This is a genomic window from Microbacterium sp. Root1433D1 (assembly GCF_001426835.1).
GTDB classification, from domain to species: Bacteria; Actinomycetota; Actinomycetes; order Actinomycetales; family Microbacteriaceae; genus Microbacterium; species Microbacterium maritypicum.
In genome coordinates, this window is record NZ_LMFN01000001.1 from 1,164,863 (window position 1) to 1,186,526 (window position 21,664).

General features: G+C 68.3%; 20 protein-coding genes. 7 read left to right on the top strand and 13 right to left on the bottom strand.

What is annotated here, in order from left to right; translation table 11 throughout:
* Positions 1-63: 63 nt before the first annotated feature.
* From ASD13_RS05635 to ASD13_RS05645, 3 genes are read right to left on the bottom strand one after another with little or no spacing between them, the layout of a single operon-like run.
* The gene (locus ASD13_RS05635) at positions 64-1,623 is read right to left on the bottom strand and encodes a N,N-dimethylformamidase beta subunit family domain-containing protein (protein ID WP_055866588.1); all 1,560 of its coding nucleotides are present in this window, start codon (positions 1,621-1,623) and stop codon (positions 64-66) included.
* Position 1,624: 1 nt separating this feature from the next.
* Positions 1,625-2,566: a carbon-nitrogen hydrolase family protein gene (locus ASD13_RS05640; RefSeq protein ID WP_055866591.1), complete on the bottom strand. Its 942-nt coding sequence runs from the start codon at positions 2,564-2,566 to the stop codon at positions 1,625-1,627.
* 42 nt (positions 2,567-2,608) lie between these two features.
* The gene (locus ASD13_RS05645) at positions 2,609-3,877 is read right to left on the bottom strand and encodes a pyridoxal phosphate-dependent decarboxylase family protein (protein WP_055866594.1); all 1,269 of its coding nucleotides are present in this window, start codon (positions 3,875-3,877) and stop codon (positions 2,609-2,611) included.
* Between the two features lie 230 nt (positions 3,878-4,107).
* Here ASD13_RS05645 and ASD13_RS05650 point away from each other — a divergent pair, with 230 nt between their 5' ends.
* Positions 4,108-4,623 (top strand): Lrp/AsnC family transcriptional regulator, encoded by a 516-nt coding sequence (locus ASD13_RS05650; RefSeq protein WP_055866597.1) that lies wholly within the window; start codon positions 4,108-4,110, stop codon positions 4,621-4,623.
* A gap of 82 nt (positions 4,624-4,705) precedes the next feature.
* Here the strand turns inward: ASD13_RS05650 and ASD13_RS05655 are convergent, their stop codons facing one another.
* Genes ASD13_RS05655 through ASD13_RS05670 form a run of 4 tightly spaced genes read right to left on the bottom strand, consistent with a single transcriptional unit; the run spans position 4,706 to position 9,604 of the window.
* A complete protein-coding gene (locus tag ASD13_RS05655) occupies positions 4,706-6,391 on the bottom strand; it encodes a glycoside hydrolase family 13 protein (protein ID WP_055866600.1) in 1,686 nt (561 codons plus the stop codon).
* A 50-nt stretch (positions 6,392-6,441) separates the two neighbouring features.
* Entirely contained in the window at positions 6,442-7,320 is an 879-nt protein-coding gene (locus tag ASD13_RS05660; protein WP_055866603.1) for a carbohydrate ABC transporter permease, read from the bottom strand.
* The gene (locus ASD13_RS05665) at positions 7,320-8,258 is read right to left on the bottom strand and encodes a carbohydrate ABC transporter permease (RefSeq protein WP_055866606.1); all 939 of its coding nucleotides are present in this window, start codon (positions 8,256-8,258) and stop codon (positions 7,320-7,322) included. The genes ASD13_RS05660 and ASD13_RS05665 overlap by 1 nt, the downstream gene beginning before the upstream one ends.
* Positions 8,255-9,604 (bottom strand): ABC transporter substrate-binding protein, encoded by a 1,350-nt coding sequence (locus ASD13_RS05670; RefSeq protein ID WP_055866609.1) that lies wholly within the window; start codon positions 9,602-9,604, stop codon positions 8,255-8,257. Before ASD13_RS05670 ends, ASD13_RS05665 begins: the two co-directional genes overlap by 4 nt.
* A gap of 100 nt (positions 9,605-9,704) precedes the next feature.
* Between ASD13_RS05670 and ASD13_RS05675 the strand changes: the two genes are divergently transcribed.
* A complete protein-coding gene (locus ASD13_RS05675) occupies positions 9,705-10,925 on the top strand; it encodes an ROK family protein (protein WP_055866613.1) in 1,221 nt (406 codons plus the stop codon).
* Between the two features lie 7 nt (positions 10,926-10,932).
* Here ASD13_RS05675 and ASD13_RS05680 read toward each other — a convergent pair whose 3' ends face one another.
* The 4 genes from ASD13_RS05680 to ASD13_RS05695 all read right to left on the bottom strand — a co-directional run bounded on the left by ASD13_RS05680 (position 10,933) and on the right by ASD13_RS05695 (position 15,596).
* A complete protein-coding gene (locus ASD13_RS05680; RefSeq protein WP_055866616.1) occupies positions 10,933-12,279 on the bottom strand; it encodes a dihydrolipoamide acetyltransferase family protein in 1,347 nt (448 codons plus the stop codon).
* 28 nt (positions 12,280-12,307) lie between these two features.
* A complete protein-coding gene (locus tag ASD13_RS05685) occupies positions 12,308-13,273 on the bottom strand; it encodes an alpha-ketoacid dehydrogenase subunit beta (protein ID WP_055866953.1) in 966 nt (321 codons plus the stop codon).
* 11 nt (positions 13,274-13,284) lie between these two features.
* Positions 13,285-14,412, bottom strand: coding sequence for a thiamine pyrophosphate-dependent dehydrogenase E1 component subunit alpha (locus ASD13_RS05690; RefSeq protein WP_055866619.1), 1,128 nt, complete (start codon positions 14,410-14,412; stop codon positions 13,285-13,287).
* Between the two features lie 116 nt (positions 14,413-14,528).
* On the bottom strand, positions 14,529-15,596 hold the full coding sequence (locus tag ASD13_RS05695; RefSeq protein ID WP_055866622.1) for a histidinol-phosphate transaminase: 1,068 nt from the start codon (positions 15,594-15,596) through the stop codon (positions 14,529-14,531).
* Positions 15,597-15,681: 85 nt separating this feature from the next.
* Here ASD13_RS05695 and ASD13_RS05700 point away from each other — a divergent pair, with 85 nt between their 5' ends.
* The 3 genes from ASD13_RS05700 to ASD13_RS05710 are packed head-to-tail and all read left to right on the top strand — an operon-like array spanning position 15,682 to position 16,708.
* Positions 15,682-15,888: a ribbon-helix-helix protein, CopG family gene (locus ASD13_RS05700; protein ID WP_055866625.1), complete on the top strand. Its 207-nt coding sequence runs from the start codon at positions 15,682-15,684 to the stop codon at positions 15,886-15,888.
* Positions 15,889-15,891: 3 nt separating this feature from the next.
* Complete coding sequence (locus tag ASD13_RS05705) at positions 15,892-16,272, top strand: type II toxin-antitoxin system death-on-curing family toxin (protein WP_017829759.1); 381 nt, start codon at positions 15,892-15,894, stop codon at positions 16,270-16,272.
* 34 nt (positions 16,273-16,306) lie between these two features.
* The gene (locus tag ASD13_RS05710; RefSeq protein WP_055866628.1) at positions 16,307-16,708 is read left to right on the top strand and encodes a phage holin family protein; all 402 of its coding nucleotides are present in this window, start codon (positions 16,307-16,309) and stop codon (positions 16,706-16,708) included.
* Between the two features lie 11 nt (positions 16,709-16,719).
* Here ASD13_RS05710 and ASD13_RS05715 read toward each other — a convergent pair whose 3' ends face one another.
* A complete protein-coding gene (locus tag ASD13_RS05715) occupies positions 16,720-18,036 on the bottom strand; it encodes a hypothetical protein (RefSeq protein ID WP_055866630.1) in 1,317 nt (438 codons plus the stop codon).
* 235 nt (positions 18,037-18,271) lie between these two features.
* Here ASD13_RS05715 and ASD13_RS05720 point away from each other — a divergent pair, with 235 nt between their 5' ends.
* Positions 18,272-18,721 (top strand): low molecular weight protein-tyrosine-phosphatase, encoded by a 450-nt coding sequence (locus tag ASD13_RS05720; RefSeq protein WP_017829763.1) that lies wholly within the window; start codon positions 18,272-18,274, stop codon positions 18,719-18,721.
* A 23-nt stretch (positions 18,722-18,744) separates the two neighbouring features.
* Positions 18,745-20,127: an adenylosuccinate lyase gene (gene purB / locus ASD13_RS05725; protein WP_051056563.1), complete on the top strand. Its 1,383-nt coding sequence runs from the start codon at positions 18,745-18,747 to the stop codon at positions 20,125-20,127.
* 45 nt (positions 20,128-20,172) lie between these two features.
* Here the strand turns inward: purB and ASD13_RS05730 are convergent, their stop codons facing one another.
* Entirely contained in the window at positions 20,173-21,606 is a 1,434-nt protein-coding gene (locus tag ASD13_RS05730) for an MFS transporter (protein ID WP_055866632.1), read from the bottom strand.
* Positions 21,607-21,664: the final 58 nt, after the last annotated feature.

The following is a 21,664-nucleotide window of genomic DNA, read 5'->3' on the forward strand; positions in this document are numbered from 1 at the left end:
ACGCGCTCGAGGCGGCGTTCGACATGAGTGTCGAACGCCGCCTCGGCTACTGCAGCTTCGTCTTTAGGACGCAGGCCGCGGTCGTGCTTGGGACAGGCGGGTGAGCACGTTGCGAGTGATCCGCTCCACAAGCGGGTCGCCATCTCGCAGTCCGTACGCCCAATCGGTGCTGCCGGTCGTGAAGATCGTCCCCACACCCTCGGATATCCCGAGAACGGCGTTGCCGTGCCCGATGCGCCGCGCCTCCGGGGAGTCGAGATTCCCGTAGAGCCATTCAGCGATGAACTCCAGATCGCCCGGCTCGTCGGGAGGCAGCGGTGACGCCTGCGGGAAGTCCGTCGTCGTGGGAGTGTTCGACCACAGCCGAACGGGCGATGTCCCGAGGATCTGAAGCGATTTCGGCGTCCCGTCAGCACCTGTGGGGACGGGCAATCCGTCCTTGTCGATCGCCAACTCGCAGCCATCCGATTCGTAGCCGACCACCACGCTGTCCGCTCCGAGCAGGTCGCCATACCTCAGATCAGTACCCTCCAGCACCCAGTGGTCCGGGCGCCAGATGGTGAAGGCACCTGAGCCCCGGGGTGCGCCGTAGCCCACCCTCGAGTAGCCCCCTCGGGTGAAACTGACGCCGGTCATCAGATTCTCGGGGCGACCGATGATCGGATCGGACCAGGCGCCGGTGAGCCGGTTGCTCCGTTCGGTGCCGGCGACCGGATCCTTCTCGCGTGCGTCGTACTTGTACGAGGTCATGGTCGCGCCGTCGTCACCGAGCCGGACCTGCCAGCACGCGACGTTCCCGGAGAAGAAGGCCGCGTTCCCGCCTGCCGCGACGAACGCCTCGATCGCATCGCGCATCTCCCACGACCAGTACTCGTCGTGGCCCACGCTCAGAACAAGAGAGCGGCCGTCCAGAAGGCCGTCGATCTCGGCGAGGTCCGCGTTGACCGCGTAGTCGAGCTCGAAGCCGTTCTTCTCGGCCCAACGCGCGAAGGGCTCTTCCCAGTTGTACCAACCGGCGGCCGCCGACCACCCGGACACCCGGTGCTGCGCGATGTAGGCGCGCTGCCGTGTCATCTCCGGGTCGTAGACGCCGTGGGGAGTAGCGGCGCGGAGCAGCTCACCGTCGGGACGACGCAGCAGTCCGACGGCCGTGGGGCGGCGGAAGGAGACGGCAGTCCCGCCCGTATAGAGATTGTCGCCACCCCAATCGTTGTATGCGTTGTAGGTGTTGGTGGCCAGCACCAGCAGGATCTTGGGCCGGTCGCTCGTCGCGCGTGCCCGCACTGCGAAGAACGCGGGGCTGCGAAGCGGTTCGTCCGTGGTCGTCTCGAACACGATCTCGTAGTAGCCGGGACGCCATTCCGGCAGCTCCAGGCTCAGCGTCACCGGCCACCCGCAGCCGGCGGCGTAGGCGTCGTCAGGGATCGGCTGCGGGGAGACTGCGACGTCTTCCTGCCGCCAGACGACCTCTCGCTCTGCCCCGACCCGCGCGATCTCGACTGCACATACTCGATCGCCTGCAATCGAGGACGCGTGGACGGTGAGCGTCTCGCCAGGCTCGTAGCTCAGACGCCCCGCATACCCTTCCACCCGTCCGCGAATGACGTCCTTCGGTGACTCCATCTCATGCCTCCTGTCTCGGGACTCTGCGAGAGTCCACACGTGTGAATTCCGGGGCGGGATCGTCCGCCACCAGCGCGCTGTATGCCTGCGGCTTCCGGTACGAGTCGCCCCAGACCTCCTCGGCCCGGAACTCGCGCAGCGCATGCACATCGACGTCTGCGTAGTACACGCCTTCGTCGGACCCGGCCAGCACCACGGTCGGGTCCAAGGGGGTTCGGTCCGGCGCGTAAGCCACCCCGCTGTATGCGACGCTGCGGCCGTTGAGGTCGAGCGGGTACTCTGCCGCGGATACGTGCGGCGTGCTCGTGTAGTTGGCCATCGCCAGCGCCATCATGTTCTCGAATGACCGGGCGCGGAACAGGCCGATCCGGTCGTCGCTGAGATGGCAGGCATTGGGGACGAGGACGAGCTCGGCCCCCTTGACCATGAGTACTCGCGCGGATTCCGGGAACTCCCGGTCGAAGCAGATCATCATGCCCACCCGGATCCGGCCGATCCTGGTGTCGAGTCCGACCACCGAGAAGCCGTCTCCCGGAGTGAGTTCGCTCTCCATCCAGTAGTCGCACGTGTGGACCTTCGCGTACCGGCCGACGATCAGTCCGGTCCGGTCGATGAGCACCGCCGCGTTGCGCGGCGCGACCGGCCAGCGCTGCAAGTACGTCATCACCACGGCGACCTCGAGCTCACGGGCGAGCGACGCGAAGTGGGCGATGAACCCGTCGTCTTCGTCGATCGCCCGCCCGAGCCACTGCGATCGCGCCGGCTCCTCCTCCGGGCACGACGCGTACCCGATCTGCCACATCTCGGGAAACAGAACGATGTCCGCGCCCTCGGCTGCCGCCGCTCGGACCGCCTTCTCGCCCTGTTCGAGTGCGAGTGCGGTATCAGGGCCGGGGCTCAGGTATTGGACGAGGCCGATACGGATGCGGGAGGAGGTACTCACTGTGCGACTCTTCTTTCTGTATGCCGAGAGGTGCGGAGCGGCTCAGCCGCCGTAGGTGTTCAGGCCGGCCGACGCGATGCTCTCACCGGCACGAATGCGCTCGACGGCGGTGGCGATCGCGGCGACGAAGGATTCGTACATGGGCCGCCCGAGCGGGCTGAGCAGGAACTGCAGTCGATCGGGCTTGACCGCGAGCATGGCGGGCCACCCTCCCGCCTCGAGGGCGCTCGCGAGCTGGTCGACCGGCACCTTCTCATCGACGGAGGTGAAGACGATCACGCCGCACTCATGGGGTGCGACGAGCTCGATGCCCTCGATCTGCGCGATGCCGCTGGCGAACGCGTCGGCGCCCTCGAGGATCGAGTGTGCGATCTCCTCGTAGCCGTCCTGTCCGAGCGCGACGAGCGTCGCCCATGCCCCGGCGAGCACCGCTCCCGACCGGCTTCCGGTGAATCCAGTGCGCGCATATGGGCGGAAGGGCCAGCTGTCGTCGACCGAGATTCGGAAGGAATGGTGACGGATCAGATCCGCCGACTTCACGGAGAGGGTGGAGATGCCGGTCGGGGTGAATCCGAACTTGTGGAGGTCGGCCGAGACCGAGGTGACACCGGGGAACTGGAACGGCGTCGTCCAGGGCGCGCCGGTGATCCGCTTCAGAGTGGGCAGAAGGCACCCTCCGACGCACGCGTCGATGTGGAACCAGATGTCGCGCTCGTCGGCGATCGCAGCGATCTCCTCCACGGGATCGAGCGTGCCGTGGGTGTAGTTCGGTGTCGATGCCGCGAGAAGGATCGTCTGCGCGTCGATGGCGTCCGACATCGCCGCGACATCGGCGCGGAACTCCGCGTCGGCGGGAATCCGGCGGACTTCGATGCCCAGCTCTTCAGCGGCCTTGTCGAAGCTCGGGTGAGCCGTTGCAGCGATCACCATGTTGGGCCTGCCCCCGAGTCCGCGCTCGCGCGAGCGGAACAGAGCGCCCTTCACGGCCAAGAAGTTGCTTTCGGTCCCGCCTACGGTGAGTGTGAGACCGCCCTCATCAGGGATCCCGAGCAGATCACGGACCATCGCCAACAGTTCAGTCTCGATGACCTGCAGACTGGTGGGGCGAACGAAACCGTTGAGGTGTGCGAACTGGGCCATCGCGGTGCGTGCTGCACTGAGGGGCTTGTCAGGGAGCACCGGCCACAGCGTGTCCGGCCAGCCGACTTCCAGCGACGGGTCGGCCGCGAGCAACTCGTGCATTCGCCGCTCGATGTCGTAGGTGCGCCAGCCGGCTTCCGGCAGGCCGATGAGAAGAGGTGCCGAGGTCACGAGGTTCCAATCTGACGATTCTGCGGCGAAATTCGCTGTGAGAGGTCCGCACAACGGCGCTATTCGCCGCCTTGCTACCAGACTGTACCGTTTATCGCTTGCTTTGTGTAGATCAGCGATATAAATTCGGCACCTATGATCCATGCCTCGCGGGTCTCTGGCCCACGAATCCGCAGCCGCCTCCGGCCCGCATCAGACAGAATGACTATGACCTTCGGTAAGGATGGGCGATGACAGAAAGCACGGCAGGCGACTCGCGCGAGGAACCGGCGTCTTTGGATGAACAAGACCTCGCGATCATTGCGAGCCTCCAGGAAGACGGCCGACGCTCATACGGAAGCCTCGCCGATGCGGTCGGGCTTTCCGAAACCGCAGTCAGGCGCCGGACACAGCGCCTCGTCGAAGCCAGCATCATCAGAATCGTTGCGGTGCCGGACGCCGCATATCTCCGCAAGACGGTCGGAGCGACAATCGGTGTATTCTGCGACGCGTCTCCTGAACCGATCATCGAGGCGCTCGACGCAATGCCCGAGATCGACTACATCGTGTCGACCCTCGGGCGTTACAACCTCATGGTCGAAGCGCAGGGATCGAGCAACGAGCACCTGCTCGAACTCACCCACCGCATCCTCGAGCTGGAGGGAGTGAGCGGCATCGAATCCAACTACTACGTCCGATACCACAAGCAGACCTATAGCTGGCCTCCGTCGATGGCCAGCAGGCTCGACCGCAAGGCCGAGTCCTAAGAAATCGCGGAGGAGGTCCTGCTGCTCGTTGCAGCAGGACCTCCTCCGCGATGCTGAGAGAAGCCCACCCCGAGAGGGGCGTCTAGACCAGACTCGCTGGCGCGATCCAGACCGTGGCCTCGCCGGCCAGAGCAGCGCCCTCCAGCGCGGCGCTCACGAGCAAGGCGTCGGCGGCGTCCGCACCCAGGTCGAATGGCTCGGCACCGAAGTTCGACACCACCTGCCATCCGTTGGGCCGGGCGAAGCGCAGCACGTCGGCGCGTCCGGTGTCGATCCACTCCAGCGTCTCGTCGGTCTGCAGCAGGTGCCGCAGGCGCAGAGCCTCCCGGTACAGCGACAGCGTCGACGACGGGTCGGCCGCCTCGGCGTCGACCGCGTACTGCGCGAACCATGCCGGCTGCGGGAGGTGCGCACCGCCCGCGCCGAAGCCCAGGGACGAGCCCTCCGCGGTCCACGGCAGCGGTACGCGGCATCCGTCGCGGCCCAGACCGTCGAACTCGGCACCGCGGAAGAAGCCGGGGTCCTGACGCTGCTCCGGGGTGATCTGCGCCACCTCGTGCAGCCCGAGCTCCTCCCCCTGGTAGAGGTAGGTGCTGCCGGGAAGACCGAGCAGCAGCAGGGTCGCCGCGTGCGCCCTGCGGAGCCCGCCGTCACGATCGAGGCCCTCTGCCGGGCCACCGGCCTTGACCCACTCGGTGCCCTGCTTGACCGGGCGGCCGTTCAGCGCCGGGAGTCCGTAGCGGGTGGCGTGCCGGGTGACGTCGTGGTTCGACAGCACCCAGGTGGTCGACGATCCGGTCGCCTGCGCCTGCTGCAGGTTGTCGGCGATGATGCTCCGGAACTGCGCCGCGTCGTAGTCGGCCACCAGCAGGTCGAAGTTGAACGCCTGTCCGAGGCCCTCCGCCGAGGCGTACTTCGCGCGGCGCTCCGGTGTCTCCACCCAGGCCTCGGCGACGGCCGTGCGCGGAGGGTCGTACTCGTCGAACACCGCACGCCACTCGGCGTAGATCTCGTGCACGTCGTCGCGGTCGATCATCGGATGCGTGCCCGAGGTGCGGTCCATCGCGTCGAGCTCGGCGCGCGAGGGCAGCGGCTCGCTGAGGTCCTTCGTGAGCATGTGGGCGACATCGATGCGGAATCCGTCCACCCCCCTGTCCGACCAGAAGCGCAGGGTCTTCAGGAAGTCGGCGCGCACCTCGGGGTGATCCCAGTTGAGGTCGGGCTGCTCCACGGCGAAGTTGTGCAGGTACCACTGCCCGTCTTCGACCCGCTCCCACGCGCTGCCGCCGAACACCGAGTCCCAGTCGGTCGGCGGCTCGGAGCCGTCGGGGCCGGTGCCCTCACGGAAGATGTAGCGATCGCGCGCGGCCGAGCCGCGACCGGCGGCGAGCGCCTCCTGGAACCATTCGTGCTGGTCGGAGGAGTGGTTCGGGACGATGTCGACGATCACCCGGATGCCGCGCGAGTGCAGCGCCTCGACCATGTCGTCGAAGTCGGCGAGGGTGCCCAACCGCGGGTCGACGTCGCGGTAGTCGGCGACGTCGTATCCGCCGTCGGCGAGGGCAGACGGATAGAACGGGCTCAGCCAGACCGCATCGATGCCGAGGTCGCGGAGGTAATCGGCCCGCGAGACGATGCCCGGGATGTCGCCGATCCCATCGCCGTTCGCGTCGGCGAAGCTGCGCGGGTAGATCTGGTAGACGGCCGCCTGACGCCACCAGGCGGCGTCTGGGGCGGTGCGGGTCTCGACGAGAAGCGCGTCGGTCATGAGGGGGGAACTCCTTCTTTCTTTCCGAGGGTCGGGGGCTTCGGTGAGCGTCAGCCCTTGACGGCGCCCTGCGTGACGCCTTCCATGACCCATCTCTGGGTGAACAGGTAGGCCACGATCGCGGGCGCCATCGCCATCAGGTACGAGGCGAACGCGACGTTGTAGTTGTTGCTGAACTGGGTCTGGAACAGGTTCTGCCGCACGGGCAGCGTCTGCAGCGCCGGGTCGGCGATGATGAGCGACGGCATCATGAAGTCGTTCCAGGCGTACAGGAACGCGAAGATGCCGACGGTGGCGCTCATGGGGGCGAGCAGGGGGAAGATCAGCTTCCAGAAGGTCTGCCACGTCGTCGCGCCGTCGATACGGGCGCTCTCCTCCAGCTCGATCGGGATCGACCGCAGGAACGCGGTGAACAGCAGCACGCTGAAGCTCAGCTGGAACATGGTCGCGAGGATGATCACCCCGAACGGGTTGTCGAGCCCGACGCGTCCGGTGAGCTGGATCTGCGGCAGCGCCACGACGGGGAACGGGATGAACATCGCCGCGAGCAGGTAGAAGAACGAGTAGCGGAACAGCCGGCGGTCCCAGTTGCGCACGATCGCATACGAGGCGAAGGCCGCCAGCACGATCGTCGCGATCACGGTGCCGGCGGTGACCAGCAGCGAGATACCGGCGCCGACGGGGAACTTCGTCAGGGTCCATGCCTCGACGAAGCCGTCGAAGCTGAACGGAGCCGGGAGCGAGAAGGCGTTGCCGTCGACCGCCTGGCCCGTGGTCTTGAGGGCCATCGAGATGGTCACGTACAGCGGCAGGAGGACGGTGACGGCGCACAGGATCAGGATGATCGTGCCCGACCAGTTCACCCGCTCCATGCGCACGCGGCGCTTCTTGCCCGAGGTGGGGATGGTGGTGAGTGTCTGCGTCGACATCAGAGTGCGTTCCTTCCGCGCGTCAGCGACAGCTGGAGGAGGGAGATGAGCACGGCGACGATGAAGAAGATGGTCGCGTTGGCCATCTGGTAGGCGTAGTCGCCGCCGTTGAAGCCCGCGATGATCGTCATGGCGACGCTGCGGGTCGAGGTGCCGGGGCCGCCGTTCGTGAGGCCGACGATGATGTCGTAGGCGTTCAGGAAGCCCTTGAATCCGAGGATCACGTTGATCACCACGTACCCCGCCACCAGCGGAAGCGTGATGCGGGTGAGCTGCTGCGTCTTGCTGGCACCGTCGATGCTGGCCGCCTCGTAGACCTCGCCGGGTACCGACAGGAGGCCGGCGATGTAGATCAGCAGCGTGCCGGGCACGGCCTGCCAGGCGGTGACGACGACGATCGCGATCCAGGCGAGGTCGGGGTTGGCGAGCAGGCTCGTCTCGAGCCACGGGATGCCGGCTGCCGCACCCGCCGCGGGGATCGAGTTGGAGAACAGGAAGTTGAAGACGTAGGCGATGATGATGCCCGAGATCACCATCGGGATGACGAAGATCGTGCGCAGGCCCGTCTTGAACCGGATGCGCGAGGTGAGCCCGACCGCCAGCAGGAACGCGACCACGTTCACGACGATGACCGTGGCGATGGAGAACCCGAAGGTGAACAGGTAGCTCTGCAGGATCGACGGATCGCTGAACAGCGCGATGTAGTTCGTCAGCCCGTTGAAGCTCCACTCGCCGATGCCGATGGAGTCGGTGAAGCTGAAGAAGATGCCGATGACACCCGGCACCGTGATCGCGAGCGTGAAGAGCGCGAGCGTCGGCAGCAGGAACAGGTAATAGATCGGCTCGACGCGACGCGTGTGCCGGCGGAGCTTTCGGTCGCCGCCGGTGACGATGAGGGTCGTGCTGTCGGCGGGTGCGGTGGGGGTGGTGGTGCTCATGGCGCGGACTCCTCTGTCTCGCCGGAAGCGGATGGGTCGCCCGACGCGGACGCGGTGTCCTTCGTCGAGGGGATCGGCGCGCGGAAGGCGATGCGGGCCCAGTCCGCGTCCATGGTGCGCAGGATGGAGTTCGGCGAGGCGCCGAGCACCATCGCCTGCGCGTAGTTCATCATCGGAAGCGTCTTGGGCACGAGCACCGAGGGGCCCTGATAGATCTGCCCGTTGTCGTAGTACTCGACCATGCCCTCGACCCGGGGGTCGTCGGGGGCGGAAGCGCCCTTCGTCGGGGTGAAGCCGAGCTGCGAGGCGTTGTACTCCTCGATGTTCTGCGGCTCGTAGAGGAACTCGAGGAAGTCGCGGGCGGCCTCCTTGTGGTGCGAGCCTTCCGGGATCATCGCGGCGAGGTCCATGTTGACGCGCACGCCGAGGTCGGCGGGGTCGTTCGTCATCGGCAGCGGGAAGGTGCCCAGCTGCAGGTCGGGCGCGGTCTTCGCGATCTCGCTGAAGGCCCACGGGCCCTGCAGGTACATCGCCGCCTCGCCCTTGCCGAAGGCGAGGTTGCCGTCGCCGTAGCCGCGACTGGGGGCATCCGCGTTCGTGTAGTCGTTCGCGAGCTGCAACATCCTGTCCATCGGCTCGGTGAAGTCCTTCGAGAACGAGACGTCGGAGTCGGGTCCCACATCCGCTCCCTCGGCGGCGAGCGCGTCGAAGAAGTCGACCACGTCGACCGAGCCGCCGGCGGAGTAGTCGTACCACCCCTGCCCCACGGTCCAGTCGTCCTTGAACGTGCCGTAGAACGGATCGATGCCGGCGGCCTTCAGCTGGTCGCACACGGCGAGCAGCTCGTCCCAGGTCTGCGGAACCTCGAGTCCCTGCGCCTGGAAGATCTCCTTGTTGTAGATGACGGATGCGGCCATCACCGAGTACGGCAGCGCGCTCGTGCGACCCTCGCAGGATCCGTACTGGTCCATGAGCGGCTGCAGGTCGTCGCGGATGCTGGCGGCGGCGTCCGTCTCGGAGAGGTCGGTGAGCGCGCAGCGCTGCACGAAGCGGGCGATCTCGTAGTTGTAGTTGGCGAGCATGATGTCGGGCGGATTGCCCCGCACGAAGCTCGCCGAGACGACATCGACGCCCGAGGTGTCGATCTCGACCTTCACATCGCTCTGCGAGGAGTTGTACTCGGCGACGAGGGCGGTCATGAACTCGATCGCCTCGCGCTTGCTGAACGTGAAGCGGATGGTCTCCGCTCCCGTGCCGGCGGCACAGCCTGCCAGCGCCGTGCCGACCAGGGTGACCCCCAGGGCCGCGGCCACCGCTCGCACCGCGTGTGTTCGTCTCTCAGACACCGTCGTCCTTCCGTCGTGTAGATCCGCGTACTAAATCTAGTGAGCGAATTTACTCTGCCGAAGGGTACTCTCTCATTGGAAGACAGGGAGGTCAAGTGCCATGACAGAAGTCTCCGCAGACCTGGGAACAGGGCGCGCGAGCGTCGGCGCCATCCTCGACTTCGCCTGGACGGCCGGCGAGTTCACCGCGACCGAGGCGATGGCGGGCACCTCCCTCACCCGCTCGACCGCGATCGATGCGATCGACACCCTCGTCGGCGCCGACGTGCTGCGCGAGCTCCCGAACGCCCGCGCGGCCGGCACCTACCGCGCAGGTCGCCCCTCGCGCCGCTTCGTGCTGGCCCCCGACCTCGGCGTCGTGATCGGGGTGGACGCGGGAGACACCCACCTCGCCGTCACCGTCGCCGATCCCCTCGACCGGACCCTCGTGCATCATCGCGTCGAGTTCGAGCCGTCGCAGGCGGCCGCCGAGAGGCGCGCGACGATCCTCGAGCGCCTGGGCGATGCGCTCGCCGAGGCCGAGGTGACGCGCGACCAGGTGCTCGCGGTGTGCGTCGGCGTCGCCGCCCCCGTGAACCGCGACGGCATCTCCCCTCCCCACCCCGACGGCTTCTGGGAGCGCACCAACCCGGGCCTCGCCGAGGCCCTGCGCGACTGGGCTCCGGTCGTCCAGATCAAGAACGACGCACAGCTCGCCGCCATCGCCGAGGGCGCTGAGGGCGCAGCTATCGGGTGCCGCGACTATGTCGCCCTGCTCGCGAGCGAGCGGTTCGGCGGCGGCGTGGTCGTCGACGGCCACGTGCTGCACGGTGCGCACGGCGGCGTCGGCGAGGGCGTCGTGTTCGACCACATCGTCGGTGTGGGGTCGGCGTTCGGCCTCCGCTACGCGGTGCAGGATCAGGTGCGCGCGGCGGTGGATGAGGGCGAGATCGCCGCAGACAGCGCGGTCGGCCGGCTCGTCGAGGCCGATCGCATCGATCCCCGGCTCGTGCTGACCCTCGCCGCGTCAGGAGACGCGGATGCCGCGCTGGTCACCTCCCGCGTCGGGGCCACCGTCGCCCGCATCGTCGGTGTGCTCGGCAGCATGTACGACCCAGCGCGGGTCATCGTGTGCGGAGCGGTCGCCGAGAGCATCGAGCCCGTGCTGACCGCGGCCCGGCGCATCCTCCCCGAAGAGCTGCACCTGCCGGCACCCGAGATCCTGGCCTCGACGCTCGGGGCCGAGGTCGTGTCACGCGGAGCCGTCGCCACCGCTCGCCGTGCGGCGAGGGAGCATGCCGTGCCGCTGTTGGCCGAGGAGCGCCTGCGCCAGAGCGCTTGACGCGGGGTCAGTCCACCAGCAGCGCGGGCTCCTCGAGCACCGATGCCACGTCGGCGATGAAGCGGCTCATGCCGTCGCCGTCGATCACGCGGTGGTCGAAGGACCCTGCGACCGTCGTCACCCAACGAGGACGCACCTCACCGTCGACGACCCACGGCTTCTGGCTGATGGTGCCCATCGCCACGATGCCGGCCTCGCCGGGGTTGATGATCGGAGTTCCGGCGTCCATCCCGAACACACCGATGTTCGTGATGGTGATCGTGCCGCCCTGCTGATCGGCCGGCGGGGTCTTGCCCTCGCGCGCGGTCAGCGTCAGACGGTTCAGCGCCCGCGCCAGGTCCTTCATGCCGAGGTCCTGCGCGTCCTTGATGTTCGGCACGAGCAGGCCGCGCGGGGTCGCGGCGGCGATGCCGAGGTTCACGTAGTGGCGCACGGCGATCTCGGCGCCGGCTTCGGTCTCGATCCAGGCCGCGTTCACCATCGGCGTGCGACGGGCGGCCCAGATCACGGCGCGGGCCATGATCAGCAGCGGCGAGACGCGGATGTCGGCGTAGTCGGGCGAGGCCTTGAGGCGCTTGACGAGCTCCATCGTGCGGCTGGCGTCGATCTCCTTCCACACGGTCACGTGCGGGGCCGAGTACGCGCTCTGCACCATCGCCGAAGACGTGGCCTTGCGCACACCCTTGACCGGGATCGACTCGGTGCGGTCATCGCCGGCAGCCGAAGGCTGGGTCGGAGTGAGCCCTCGCGCGAGCCCTGCCGGAGCAGGCTGGGGTGCGGGAACGGTCTCCTCGCGCACGGTTCCCCACTCGGGAGTTTCGATGTTGCGGAAGACACTGGCCTGCGAGGCGTGCTTCATGACGTCGTCTCTCGTGACCTCGCCGTCGGCGCCGGTCGCGGCGACCGCGGTGAGGTCGACGCCGAGGTCGCGGGCGAGCTTGCGGATCGGGGGCTTCGCGATCACGCCGACCGAGGAGCGCACCGGACGCTCGGCCGGGCGCTTGCGACGCGAGGTGGCCCCGCCTCCCGTGCCGTAGCCGACCAGCACCGAGCCGCCGCCCTCTTCCGCGGCCGGGGCGGCGGGAGCAGCAGCGACCGGAGCGCCGGCGGCGGGTTCCGTGACGAACGTGATGATGGGAGTTCCGACCTCGACCGTCGTGCCCTCCGCGACGAGCAGCTCGCCCACCACACCGGCGTGCGGCGACGGCAGCTCGACGAGAGACTTGGCCGTCTCGATCTCGCAGACCACGTCGTTGATCGCGACCGTGTCACCGGGGGCGACCTTCCAGGCCACGATCTCGGCTTCGGTGAGCCCTTCCCCGACATCGGGGAGGGTGAAGTTCTGCGTGCTCATGACGAGTCCTTTCGGCCGAGCGGGGATGTCAGTATGCCAGGGAGCGATCGACGGCCTCGAGGATGCGGTCGGCATCAGGGAGGTATGCGCCTTCGAGCTTCGCCGGCGGGAACGGGGTGTCGTAGCCCGAGACGCGCAGCACCGGAGCCTCGAGCGCATAGAACGCGCGCTCCATCACGGTCGCCGCGATCTCGCCGCCGATGCTGCCGAAGCCCTGGGCCTCCTGCGCGTAGACCATGCGTCCGGTCTTGCGCACCGAATCGAGGATGGGCTCGTAGTCGACCGGCGACAGCGAGCGCACGTCGACGACCTCGCAGCTCGTGCCCTCGGCCTCGGCGAGCGCCGCGGCCTGCAGGAGCGTGGTGACCATCGCACCGTGCCCGACGAGCGTCACGTCGCTGCCCGTGCGGACGACCCGCGAGGAGTGCAGCGGCACGGCGGAGGCATCGAGCTCGACCTCGCCCTTCTGCCAGTAGCGGCTCTTCGGCTCCATGAAGATCACCGGGTCGTTCGAGGCGATCGCCTCCTGGATCATCCAGTACGCGTCGTTGGGCGTCGACGGCGAGACCACACGCAGGCCGGGGGTGTGCGCGAAGTACGCCTCCGGGCTCTCCTGGTGGTGCTCGACCGCGCCGATGTGCCCGCCGTAGGGGATGCGGATCACGATGGGCATGCTGATCGCGCCCTCGTGCCGGTTGGTGAGCTTCGCGAGCTGCGTGGTGATCTGGTCGAACGCGGGGAACACGAAACCGTCGAACTGGATCTCGATGACGGGACGGTACCCGACCATCGCCATGCCGATCGCGGTGCCGACGATCCCCGACTCGGCCAGAGGGGTGTCGAGCACCCGACGGTCTCCGAAGTCGCGCTGCAGATGCTCCGTCACGCGGAAGACGCCGCCGAGCTTGCCGATGTCCTCGCCCATGAGCAGAACCTTCGGGTCGTTCTCCATGGCCTTACGCATACCCGCGTTCAGCGCCTTGCTGAGCGGCATCGTCTCCAGAGTCACTGGGCTCCTCCTTCGAACGACGCTTCGTACTGCGCGCGCCAGGCCTTCTGCTGGTCGATCAGCGGATGCGGCTCGCTGTACACGTGGTCGAAGATCTTGTCGGCGCTGGGCGGCCCGAGCTCCACGGTGCGGGCGCGCAGATCCTCCGCGGCATCCGCCGCCTCCGCCTCCACGTCGGCGAACAGCTGCGCCGATGCGCCCCGCCCTTCGAGGAACGCGCGCATCCGGACGATCGGATCGCGACCGGCCCAGTACTGCTCCTCGTCGCTGCCGCGGTACTTCGTCGGGTCGTCGCTCGTGGTGTGGGCGCCGAGTCGATAGGTGACGGCCTCGATCGCCTGCGGGCCCTTGCCGGCGCGGGCCTCGTCGAGCGCGACACGGGAGACGGCGTAGCTGGCGAGCACGTCGTTGCCGTCGACACGGACGCTCGGGATGCCGTAGCCCGCGCTGCGCTGCACGAGCGGCACGCGCGACTGGGTGGACACGGGCACGGAGATCGCCCAGTGGTTGTTCTGGAGGAAGAAGACGGTCGGCGCCTGGTAGCTCGCGGCGAAGACCATCGCCTCGTGCACGTCGCCCTGACTGGATGCACCGTCGCCGTAGTAGACGATGACCGCTTCATCGCGGTCGGCATCGCCGGTTCCGGTGCGCCCGTCGAAGACGAGACCCATGCCGTAGCCGGCGGCGTGCAGCACCTGCGATCCGAGCACGAGCGTGTACAACCGGGTGTTGCCGTTCTTGGGGTCGGTCGGGTCCCACCCGCCGTGGGAGACGCCGCGCATCAGCTTGATGATGTCGACGGGATCGACGCCGCGGATGCGGGTCACGGCGTGCTCGCGGTACGAGGGGAAGATCGTGTCCTGCGCGCGGGCGGCGCGACCGGAGCCGACCTGTGCCGCCTCCTGCCCCCGGCTCGGCGGCCACAGCGCGAGCTGCCCCTGCCGCTGCAGGTTCGTCGCCTGGGTGTCGATCGCACGGATGACGACCATGTCCCGGTAGAACTGCTCGAGTTCCGCGTCACCGATCGCTTCGATCAGGGGAAGGTATCGCTCAGCGGCGGCGGACGGCGCGTAGCGTCCGGTCTCGTCCAGAACGCTCACAAGGGGTGTCTCGGAGGTGGTCACGCTCTCACGCTACCCGCGCCCGCATGCCAGGTCACGCATACCTAGGACGCCCTTGTAACTGGCGGGAACCCGGAGAAAACCGCGGAAAACCGCCCGAACCAGGGGGAGGGACCGCCTCAGCGGACGGAGGCTGCCACCTCGAGCACGCGGGCGATGGAGTCTTCCTCGCCCACCGAGATGCGGATGCCGTCTCCCGAGAACGGACGGACGATGAGGTCGTTCTCCACGAAGGCCGCAGCCACCTCGTCGGTGCGCTCGCCCGCGGGCAGCCAGACGAAGTTGGACTGGGAGTCTGGCACGTCCCAGCCCTGCGCGCGGAGGCCCTCCAGGAGGCGGGCGCGTCGCTCGACGATCACGGCGACGCGCTCCAGAAGCTCGGGCTCGGCGTCGAGGCTGGCGATCGCGGCGTTCTCCGCGGCGGAGGTGACCGAGAGCGGGATACCGGTGGTGCGCGCGGCGTCGAGCACCTTCTCGTGTCCGATCGCATAGCCGACGCGGAGGCCGGCGAGACCGTAGGCCTTCGAGAAGGTGCGCAGCACCACCACGTTCGGGTGCTGTTCGAACACGCGCTCGGCGAGGCCGTCGACCGCGTCGGGCGCCGTGACGAACTCGGTGTACGCCTCGTCGAGGATGATCAGGACGTCGTTCGGGACGCGCTCGACGAAGGCGGCGAACTCGGCCGAGGTGATGATCGGCCCGGTCGGGTTGTTGGGCGTGCACAGGATGATCGCGCGGGTGCGATCGGTCACCGCGTCCGCCATCGCATCGAGATCGTGGCGGGAATCGGCGGTGAGCGGCACCTGCACCCCGGTCGCACCGGCCACCAGCGGCAGGCTGGGGTACGCCTCGAAGGAGCGCCACGCGTAGATGACCTCATCGCCCACCGATGCGGTCGCGAGGATCAGCTGGTGCAGGATCGACACGCTGCCGGATGCGACGTGCACCTGGTCGGGCTCGACCCCGTAGCGGGCACCGAGACGCGCGCGCAGGCGCCCGGCCGTGGCGTCGGGGTAGCGGTTGATCGGCGTCGTGCTCTGCAGCGCCTCGAGCACCGAGGGCAGGGGATCGAACGGGTTCTCGTTGCTCGAGAGCTTGAACGCGTCGGGGCCTGCCTGCTTGCCCTGGCGATACGGCGCGAGCGCGGCGATGGCGGGACGGATGCGGGGCAGGATGGGCTCGGTCACGAGGTCGAGTCTACGAGGGCGGCGGGATCGGCCATTTGCGGCTTCTCCCCTGTCGGCACTCGATACGCGGTGATACCATTCTGGTATGGCCATGACGGTGCGACTTCCGGAAGAACTCGACGCGCAGCTCGAGGCGATCGCGCGCGCCCGGCACACTTCGAAGCACGCGGTGATCATCGAGGCGGCAGCGCGGTTCGCGAACAGCGAGTCGAAGACAGACCGCGTGCTCTCGATCGCCGACGAGGTGACCGAACGCTACGCCGAGACTCTCAAGCGACTCGAAGACGCCTGAGCGATGGCGACGGAGTACATCGAGCCGGCGCAGGCCCTCGCCCTGATAGCGAAGCTCGGACTGCACGTCCGTGACGAAGGGTTGCTCTTCTCCGCGCTCGCTCGCCCTTCAGCGGGGATGTTCGGCGTCGATGCGTATCCGACCTTCGCGGAGAAGGCCGCGGCGCTGATCAGTTCGGTCGCACAGAACCACGCGCTGTTCGACGGGAACAAGCGGATCTCTCTGTACCTCACGTTCATCTTCATCCGACTCAACGGATACGAGGTGACGTTCACGAACGACGAGGCATTCGACTTCGTTCTCGACGTCGCACAGAGCCGACTGGACCTGCACCAGATCGCACAGGTCATCTCCGCACACATTGCAGAAGACACCGCAGGCTGACACTCGCGGGCGTCCGTGGGACACTGGTCGGACCATGCGCTTCATCATCCGCGTCGTCGTCAACGCCTTCGCCCTTTGGGTCGTCACCCTGATCCCTGCCCTGCAGGTCGTGATCACCGCCTTCCCGCCGGGCGAGACGCTGCAGCTCGTACTGACCCTGCTCGCGGTGGCCGCGATCTTCGCGCTCGTGAACACGATCATCGGCACGATCGTGAAGATCGTCGCGTTCCCGCTCTACATCATCACGTTCGGTCTGATCGGCTTCCTGATCAACGGCTTCCTGCTGTGGTTGACCGCGTGGATCACGAGCGGCTTCGGCTGGGGCCTGACGGTCGGCGACTTCTGGTGGGGCGTGCTCGCCGCGCTCATCATCTCGGTGATCAACGGCATCTTCGGCTTCATCCTGCGACCGCAGAGCAAGAACCGCCGCGACTGAGTCGGTCGGGTTCACCCCGCCCGCTCGGCATGGAACTCGATACGCTCGACCTCCACGGCTTCACCGAGCTCTTCCCAGTACTCGTCGACGGCCTCGGCCCGCGGGTCGTCTGACGCGTCGACCATCTCCGCCGTCGCGACGTAGGTCTCCAGGCCGTGGGTCTGCAGCTTCAGATCCTGGATTCCGCCGTGCGGATCGCCGACGCGCGACGCGGTGAAACTGTCGGGAGATCCCGTCCCCTCCGCCGACCCGCCCGCGGCGAGCGCGGACACGACGTCGTCGGTATGACGCAGCTGGAGCAGAGTCTGGTCGTCGGTCAGACTCGGCTCGGTGGGACTGCCCGCCGTCATCATGACCGACACCTCGAACGCGCTCTCCATCGCCAGGCGGGCGGCGATCATCCCGCCCTGCGAGTGCGCGACCACGTCGACCCGGTCGCCCGGCTCCACACCCGCCGCCGTGAGGGCATCGAGGGTGGCCTGATACGACGCCGACGGGCCGCCCTGATAGAGCTCGACGTTCGACTTCATGTCCCACGGCTCCGACTCCCCCGCCTGCCACGGCAGCGAATTCCGAGTCCCGGCGATGTAGGCCACGTACCGGGGCGCGCCCCCGACCATCGTGTACTTCTCGACCGCGACCTGCGCGGTCGCTCCTGGTACCCGCCGGAAGGCCGCAGCGAGGCCTGTCGGCGCGTTCGGAGTCGTGGTCTTGACCGGCGTCACCCGCACGGGATCCGTCACCCCCGACAGCACCATGCCCGGTCGGACCTTGCCGAGCCCCGAAGCGACGCCCACCAGGGCGCCGGCCACGAACACCGACGGGAGCGGGCCGTCCGGGTCGTACTGGTCGCCGAGCCCGTCGAAGCGCTGCCGCTTCCAGCCCGCCACCAGCCAGTCCGCCATGGTCCCGAGCCGTGCGTCTGCCTCGACCAGCTCGTCGGCGCGCGCCTGCGCTTCGTTCGCCGCCGCGGCGTCGGTGAGAGCGAGGGCCTCCGCCTGTGCTCGCAGCTCGACCACCTCGAACGCATCGGCCATCAGCAGCGTTCCGGTGCCGGCGTTCTCGATCTCGACACCCAGCTTGCCCACCTGGTCGCCGCTGCGTCGGAGAGCACCGAGGTCGACTTGCGGACCCGCCTGCGCGGAGGAGGAGAGGAGCGCCTGCGCGCGACCGACCGCCTCGCGTGCCTCGGCGAACCTCGATGCCACCGTGCACAGGCGCGCGCCGCCCTCGCGCAGCTGCTCGGTGTCGACGGCGATCGCCCCGCCGTGATCGATCTCCAGCTCCCCGGCGTTCGTCGACGCCTCCGCACTCGTGATCCGCCTCATCCGGCACTCCCTTCAGCCAGCTCCCACCGCCTCAGCATCCGCGATCACGGGCCACCCGCCCCACCCGATCCGCACGACCGGTGGAGAGAGCGACGCCTGCTCGGGATGTGCAGAAGGTCGCGGGAGACGGCTCGCGCTGTGCAGGACGCCCGAGGGCGGGCAGAATGTATGTGTGACATCCCCGGATCCCTTCCGCGTGATCTTCGTCTGCACGGGGAACATCTGCCGCTCTCCCATGGCCGAGGTCGTCTTCCGCGACCTCGCCGAACGGCAGGGACTCGGCCCGCGCATCGTCTCGCGCAGTGCGGGAACCGGCGACTGGCATCTCGGCGAGCGGGCCGACCACCGCACGATCGATTCGCTGGCCCGACGCGGCTACGACGGCTCGCAGCACCGCGCCCGCCAGTTCACCGCTGCGGCGTTCGCCGACAACGATCTCGTCGTCGCGCTCGACCGCACCCACGAGCGCATCCTGAGGGAGTGGGCGCACGACGAGGACGAGGAGGGCAAGGTCACCCTGCTGCTGGCCTTCGACCCGAACGCCTCGAGCCACGATGTGCCCGATCCGTACTACGCGGGAGCGGAAATGTTCGATTCCGTGCTCGGTATGATTGAGGCGGCGACTCGGGGCCTGTTCCGTCAGCTCGAACCCGCTCTGCGTCTCCCCCGCACGCCCCGCCTCTGAGGGGCCCGATCAGGAGGACTCCCCTGACTTTCCAGCCTTCGCTCCCGCCCCAGCCCCTGAGCCCGCTCGACGGTCGCTACCGCGGCGCCGTCACCGGTCTCGCCGACTTCCTGTCCGAGGCGGGCCTGAACCGGGCGCGCGTCGAGGTCGAGGTCGAGTGGCTGATCGCACTCACCGACCGCTCGCTGTTCGAGACGACTCCGCTCTCCGACGCCGACAAGGAGCGCCTGCGCGCCCTCTACCGCGACTTCGGGCAGGCCGAGATCGACTGGCTGGCCGAGAAGGAAGCGGTCACCCAGCACGATGTGAAGGCGATCGAGTACCTCGTGCGCGACCGGCTCTCGACGCTCGGACTCGACGGCATCGCCGAGCTCACGCACTTCGCCGCCACGAGCGAGGACATCAACTCCGCCTCGTACGCCCTCACCGTGAAGCGCGCCGTCGAAGAGGTCTGGCTCCCGGCGCTCGACACCGTGATCGCGAAGCTGCGCGAGCTCGCCGTCGAGCACGCCGACGCCGCGATGCTCTCCCGCACGCACGGTCAGCCCGCGACGCCGTCGACCATGGGCAAGGAGCTCGCGGTGTTCGCGTGGCGTCTCGAGCGCGTACGCGGCCAGATCGCGGCATCCGACTACCTGGCCAAGTTCTCCGGCGCCACCGGCACCTGGTCCGCGCACCTCGCGGCCGACCCCGACGCCGACTGGCCGACCATCGCCCGCGAGTACATCGAGGGCATGGGCCTGGGGTTCAACATCCTCACCACCCAGATCGAGTCGCACGACTGGCAGGTCGAGCTCTACGACCGCGTGCGTCACGCCGGCGGCATCCTGCACAACCTCGCGACCGACATCTGGACCTACATCTCGCTCGGCTACTTCGCGCAGATCCCGGTCGCCGGTGCCACCGGCTCGTCGACGATGCCGCACAAGATCAACCCGATCCGCTTCGAGAACGCCGAGGCCAACCTCGAGATCTCGGGTGCGCTGCTCGCCTCGCTCGGCCAGACGCTGGTCACCAGCCGCCTGCAGCGCGACCTCACCGACTCCACCACGCAGCGCAACATCGGCGTGGCATTCGGGCACTCGCTGCTCGCCCTGGACAACCTGCGCCGAGGCCTGAACGCGATCTCGCTCTCGCGTGACGTGCTGCTGGCCGACCTCGACGTGAACTGGGAAGTTCTGGCCGAGGCCATCCAGACCGTCATCCGCGCCGAGGTCGTCGCCGGACGCTCCACGATCACGGACCCCTATGCGCTGCTCAAGGAGCTGACGCGCGGACACCGGGTGGGGGCCGCAGACCTCGCCGAGTTCGTGCAGGGTCTCGAGATCGGCGACGCCGCCAAGCAGCGCCTGCTCGCGCTGACCCCGGCGACGTACACGGGCATCGCGGAGCGCCTCGCCCGCTGAGCGCGGTTCGCACTCGACGGGTACTCCGAGCGCACGGCCCCGTGACTAGGGAGCCGGCTCTCCGGAGTGCTCTTCGACCCTGTCCTTCGGCATGAACGCGGCGGCGATCAGGGTGAGCACGGCGGTCACGGCGACCGCGACGAACACCCAGACCGACGCATGGATGATCGTGCCGGGGTCGTCAGGACCCGCTCCCTGCGCGATGACCGCGTTGGAGATGGCGCCGAACACCGCGACGCCCACGGCGCTTCCGGCCGACCGTGCGAACGCGTTCATGCCCGTCACCGCCCCGCGCTCGCCCCAGCCGACAGAGGCCTGCGCGGCGATCAGGGTCGGCGCCGCGCTCCACCCGAGTCCGAAACCGAGCACGAAGGCGATGCCGGCGATCACGAACGGGTTCGGCCACGAGGCGACGGCGGCCAGCGCGATGGCGGCGACCGTCGTGATGCTCATGCCGATCAGCGTGGTGCGGCGGAAGCCGATCCGCAGATACAGGCGTCCTGCGTTCGCCGCGGCGAGCGGCCAGCCGAGGGTCAGCGCCGCGACCGCGAGGCCGGAGAGCAGCGGGGCGATGCCGGTGGATCCCTCGAGGTAGGCCGGAGCGAAGCTGGTGACACCGAGCATCAGCGCGCCGATGCCGAGCGACACGAGCGTGGTGGTGAGGATGAGCCGACGAGCCGCGAGACGCAGGTCGACGATCGGCTCGGCGACGCGGCGCTCGACGATGCCGAAGGCCACGAGGGCGATCACCCCGATCCCGAAGCAGAGCGCGCTCTGCACGGACAGCCATGCCCAGGCGTTGCCGCCCTCCAGCATGCCGAGGATGACCGCGGTCAACCCGATCGTGAGCAGCACCGCTCCCGCGTAGTCGATGCGGTGGCGCTGGGTCTGCTTCTGCTCCTTGTAGTTGCGCAGCAGCATCCACCCGGCGATCAGGCAGAGCGGGATGTTGATCCAGAAGATCCACCGCCAGGCGTCGAGCTGGGCGAAGATTCCGCCGAGTGCCGGACCGACGACCGAAGAGATGGCCCACACGCTCGCGACATACCCCTGCACCTTGGCGCGCTCGGCGACCGTGTAGATGTCGCCGACGATGGTCATCGCCATGGGGGCGACGGCACCGGCGCCGATGCCCTGGATGATGCGGAACACGATCAGCGCCGGCATGCTCCAGGCGAATCCGCACAGGAGGGAACCGAGCAGGAACAGCACGATGCCGAGGAGGATGATGGGCTTTCGGCCCACGGTGTCGGCGAATCGGGAGTAGATGGGCACGCTCACGGCCTGCGCGAGCAGATACACCGAGAACAGCCACGGGAACTGCTGGTAGCTGCCGAGATCGCGGACGATGCTGGGCACCGCGGTCGCGAGGATCGTGGCGTCGATCGCGATGAGGCCGGTGGCGAGCATGAGCGCGCCGAGGATGGGGCCTCGCTCCGACCGGAGTCCGATGGAGGCGCGATCGACGGAGGCAGTCACTACAGGGACAAGCCGATCGGTCGCACCGATATTCCGACCGGTGCGCGATACGCGCGGA

Excerpts from the sequence above, each read along its gene's own strand:
- ASD13_RS05635 (WP_055866588.1), bottom strand. The coding sequence starts at position 1,623 with ATGGAGTCACCGAAGGACGTCATTCGCGGACGGGTGGAAGGGTATGCG.
- ASD13_RS05650 (WP_055866597.1), top strand. The coding sequence starts at position 4,108 with ATGACAGAAAGCACGGCAGGCGACTCGCGCGAGGAACCGGCGTCTTTG.
- ASD13_RS05655 (WP_055866600.1), bottom strand. The coding sequence starts at position 6,391 with ATGACCGACGCGCTTCTCGTCGAGACCCGCACCGCCCCAGACGCCGCC.
- ASD13_RS05660 (WP_055866603.1), bottom strand. The coding sequence starts at position 7,320 with ATGTCGACGCAGACACTCACCACCATCCCCACCTCGGGCAAGAAGCGC.
- ASD13_RS05665 (WP_055866606.1), bottom strand. The coding sequence starts at position 8,258 with ATGAGCACCACCACCCCCACCGCACCCGCCGACAGCACGACCCTCATC.
- ASD13_RS05675 (WP_055866613.1), top strand. The coding sequence starts at position 9,705 with ATGACAGAAGTCTCCGCAGACCTGGGAACAGGGCGCGCGAGCGTCGGC.
- ASD13_RS05680 (WP_055866616.1), bottom strand. The coding sequence starts at position 12,279 with ATGAGCACGCAGAACTTCACCCTCCCCGATGTCGGGGAAGGGCTCACC.
- ASD13_RS05685 (WP_055866953.1), bottom strand. The coding sequence starts at position 13,273 with ATGCCGCTCAGCAAGGCGCTGAACGCGGGTATGCGTAAGGCCATGGAG.
- ASD13_RS05700 (WP_055866625.1), top strand. The coding sequence starts at position 15,682 with ATGGCCATGACGGTGCGACTTCCGGAAGAACTCGACGCGCAGCTCGAG.
- ASD13_RS05705 (WP_017829759.1), top strand. The coding sequence starts at position 15,892 with ATGGCGACGGAGTACATCGAGCCGGCGCAGGCCCTCGCCCTGATAGCG.
- ASD13_RS05710 (WP_055866628.1), top strand. The coding sequence starts at position 16,307 with ATGCGCTTCATCATCCGCGTCGTCGTCAACGCCTTCGCCCTTTGGGTC.
- ASD13_RS05715 (WP_055866630.1), bottom strand. The coding sequence starts at position 18,036 with ATGAGGCGGATCACGAGTGCGGAGGCGTCGACGAACGCCGGGGAGCTG.
- ASD13_RS05720 (WP_017829763.1), top strand. The coding sequence starts at position 18,272 with ATGGCCGAGGTCGTCTTCCGCGACCTCGCCGAACGGCAGGGACTCGGC.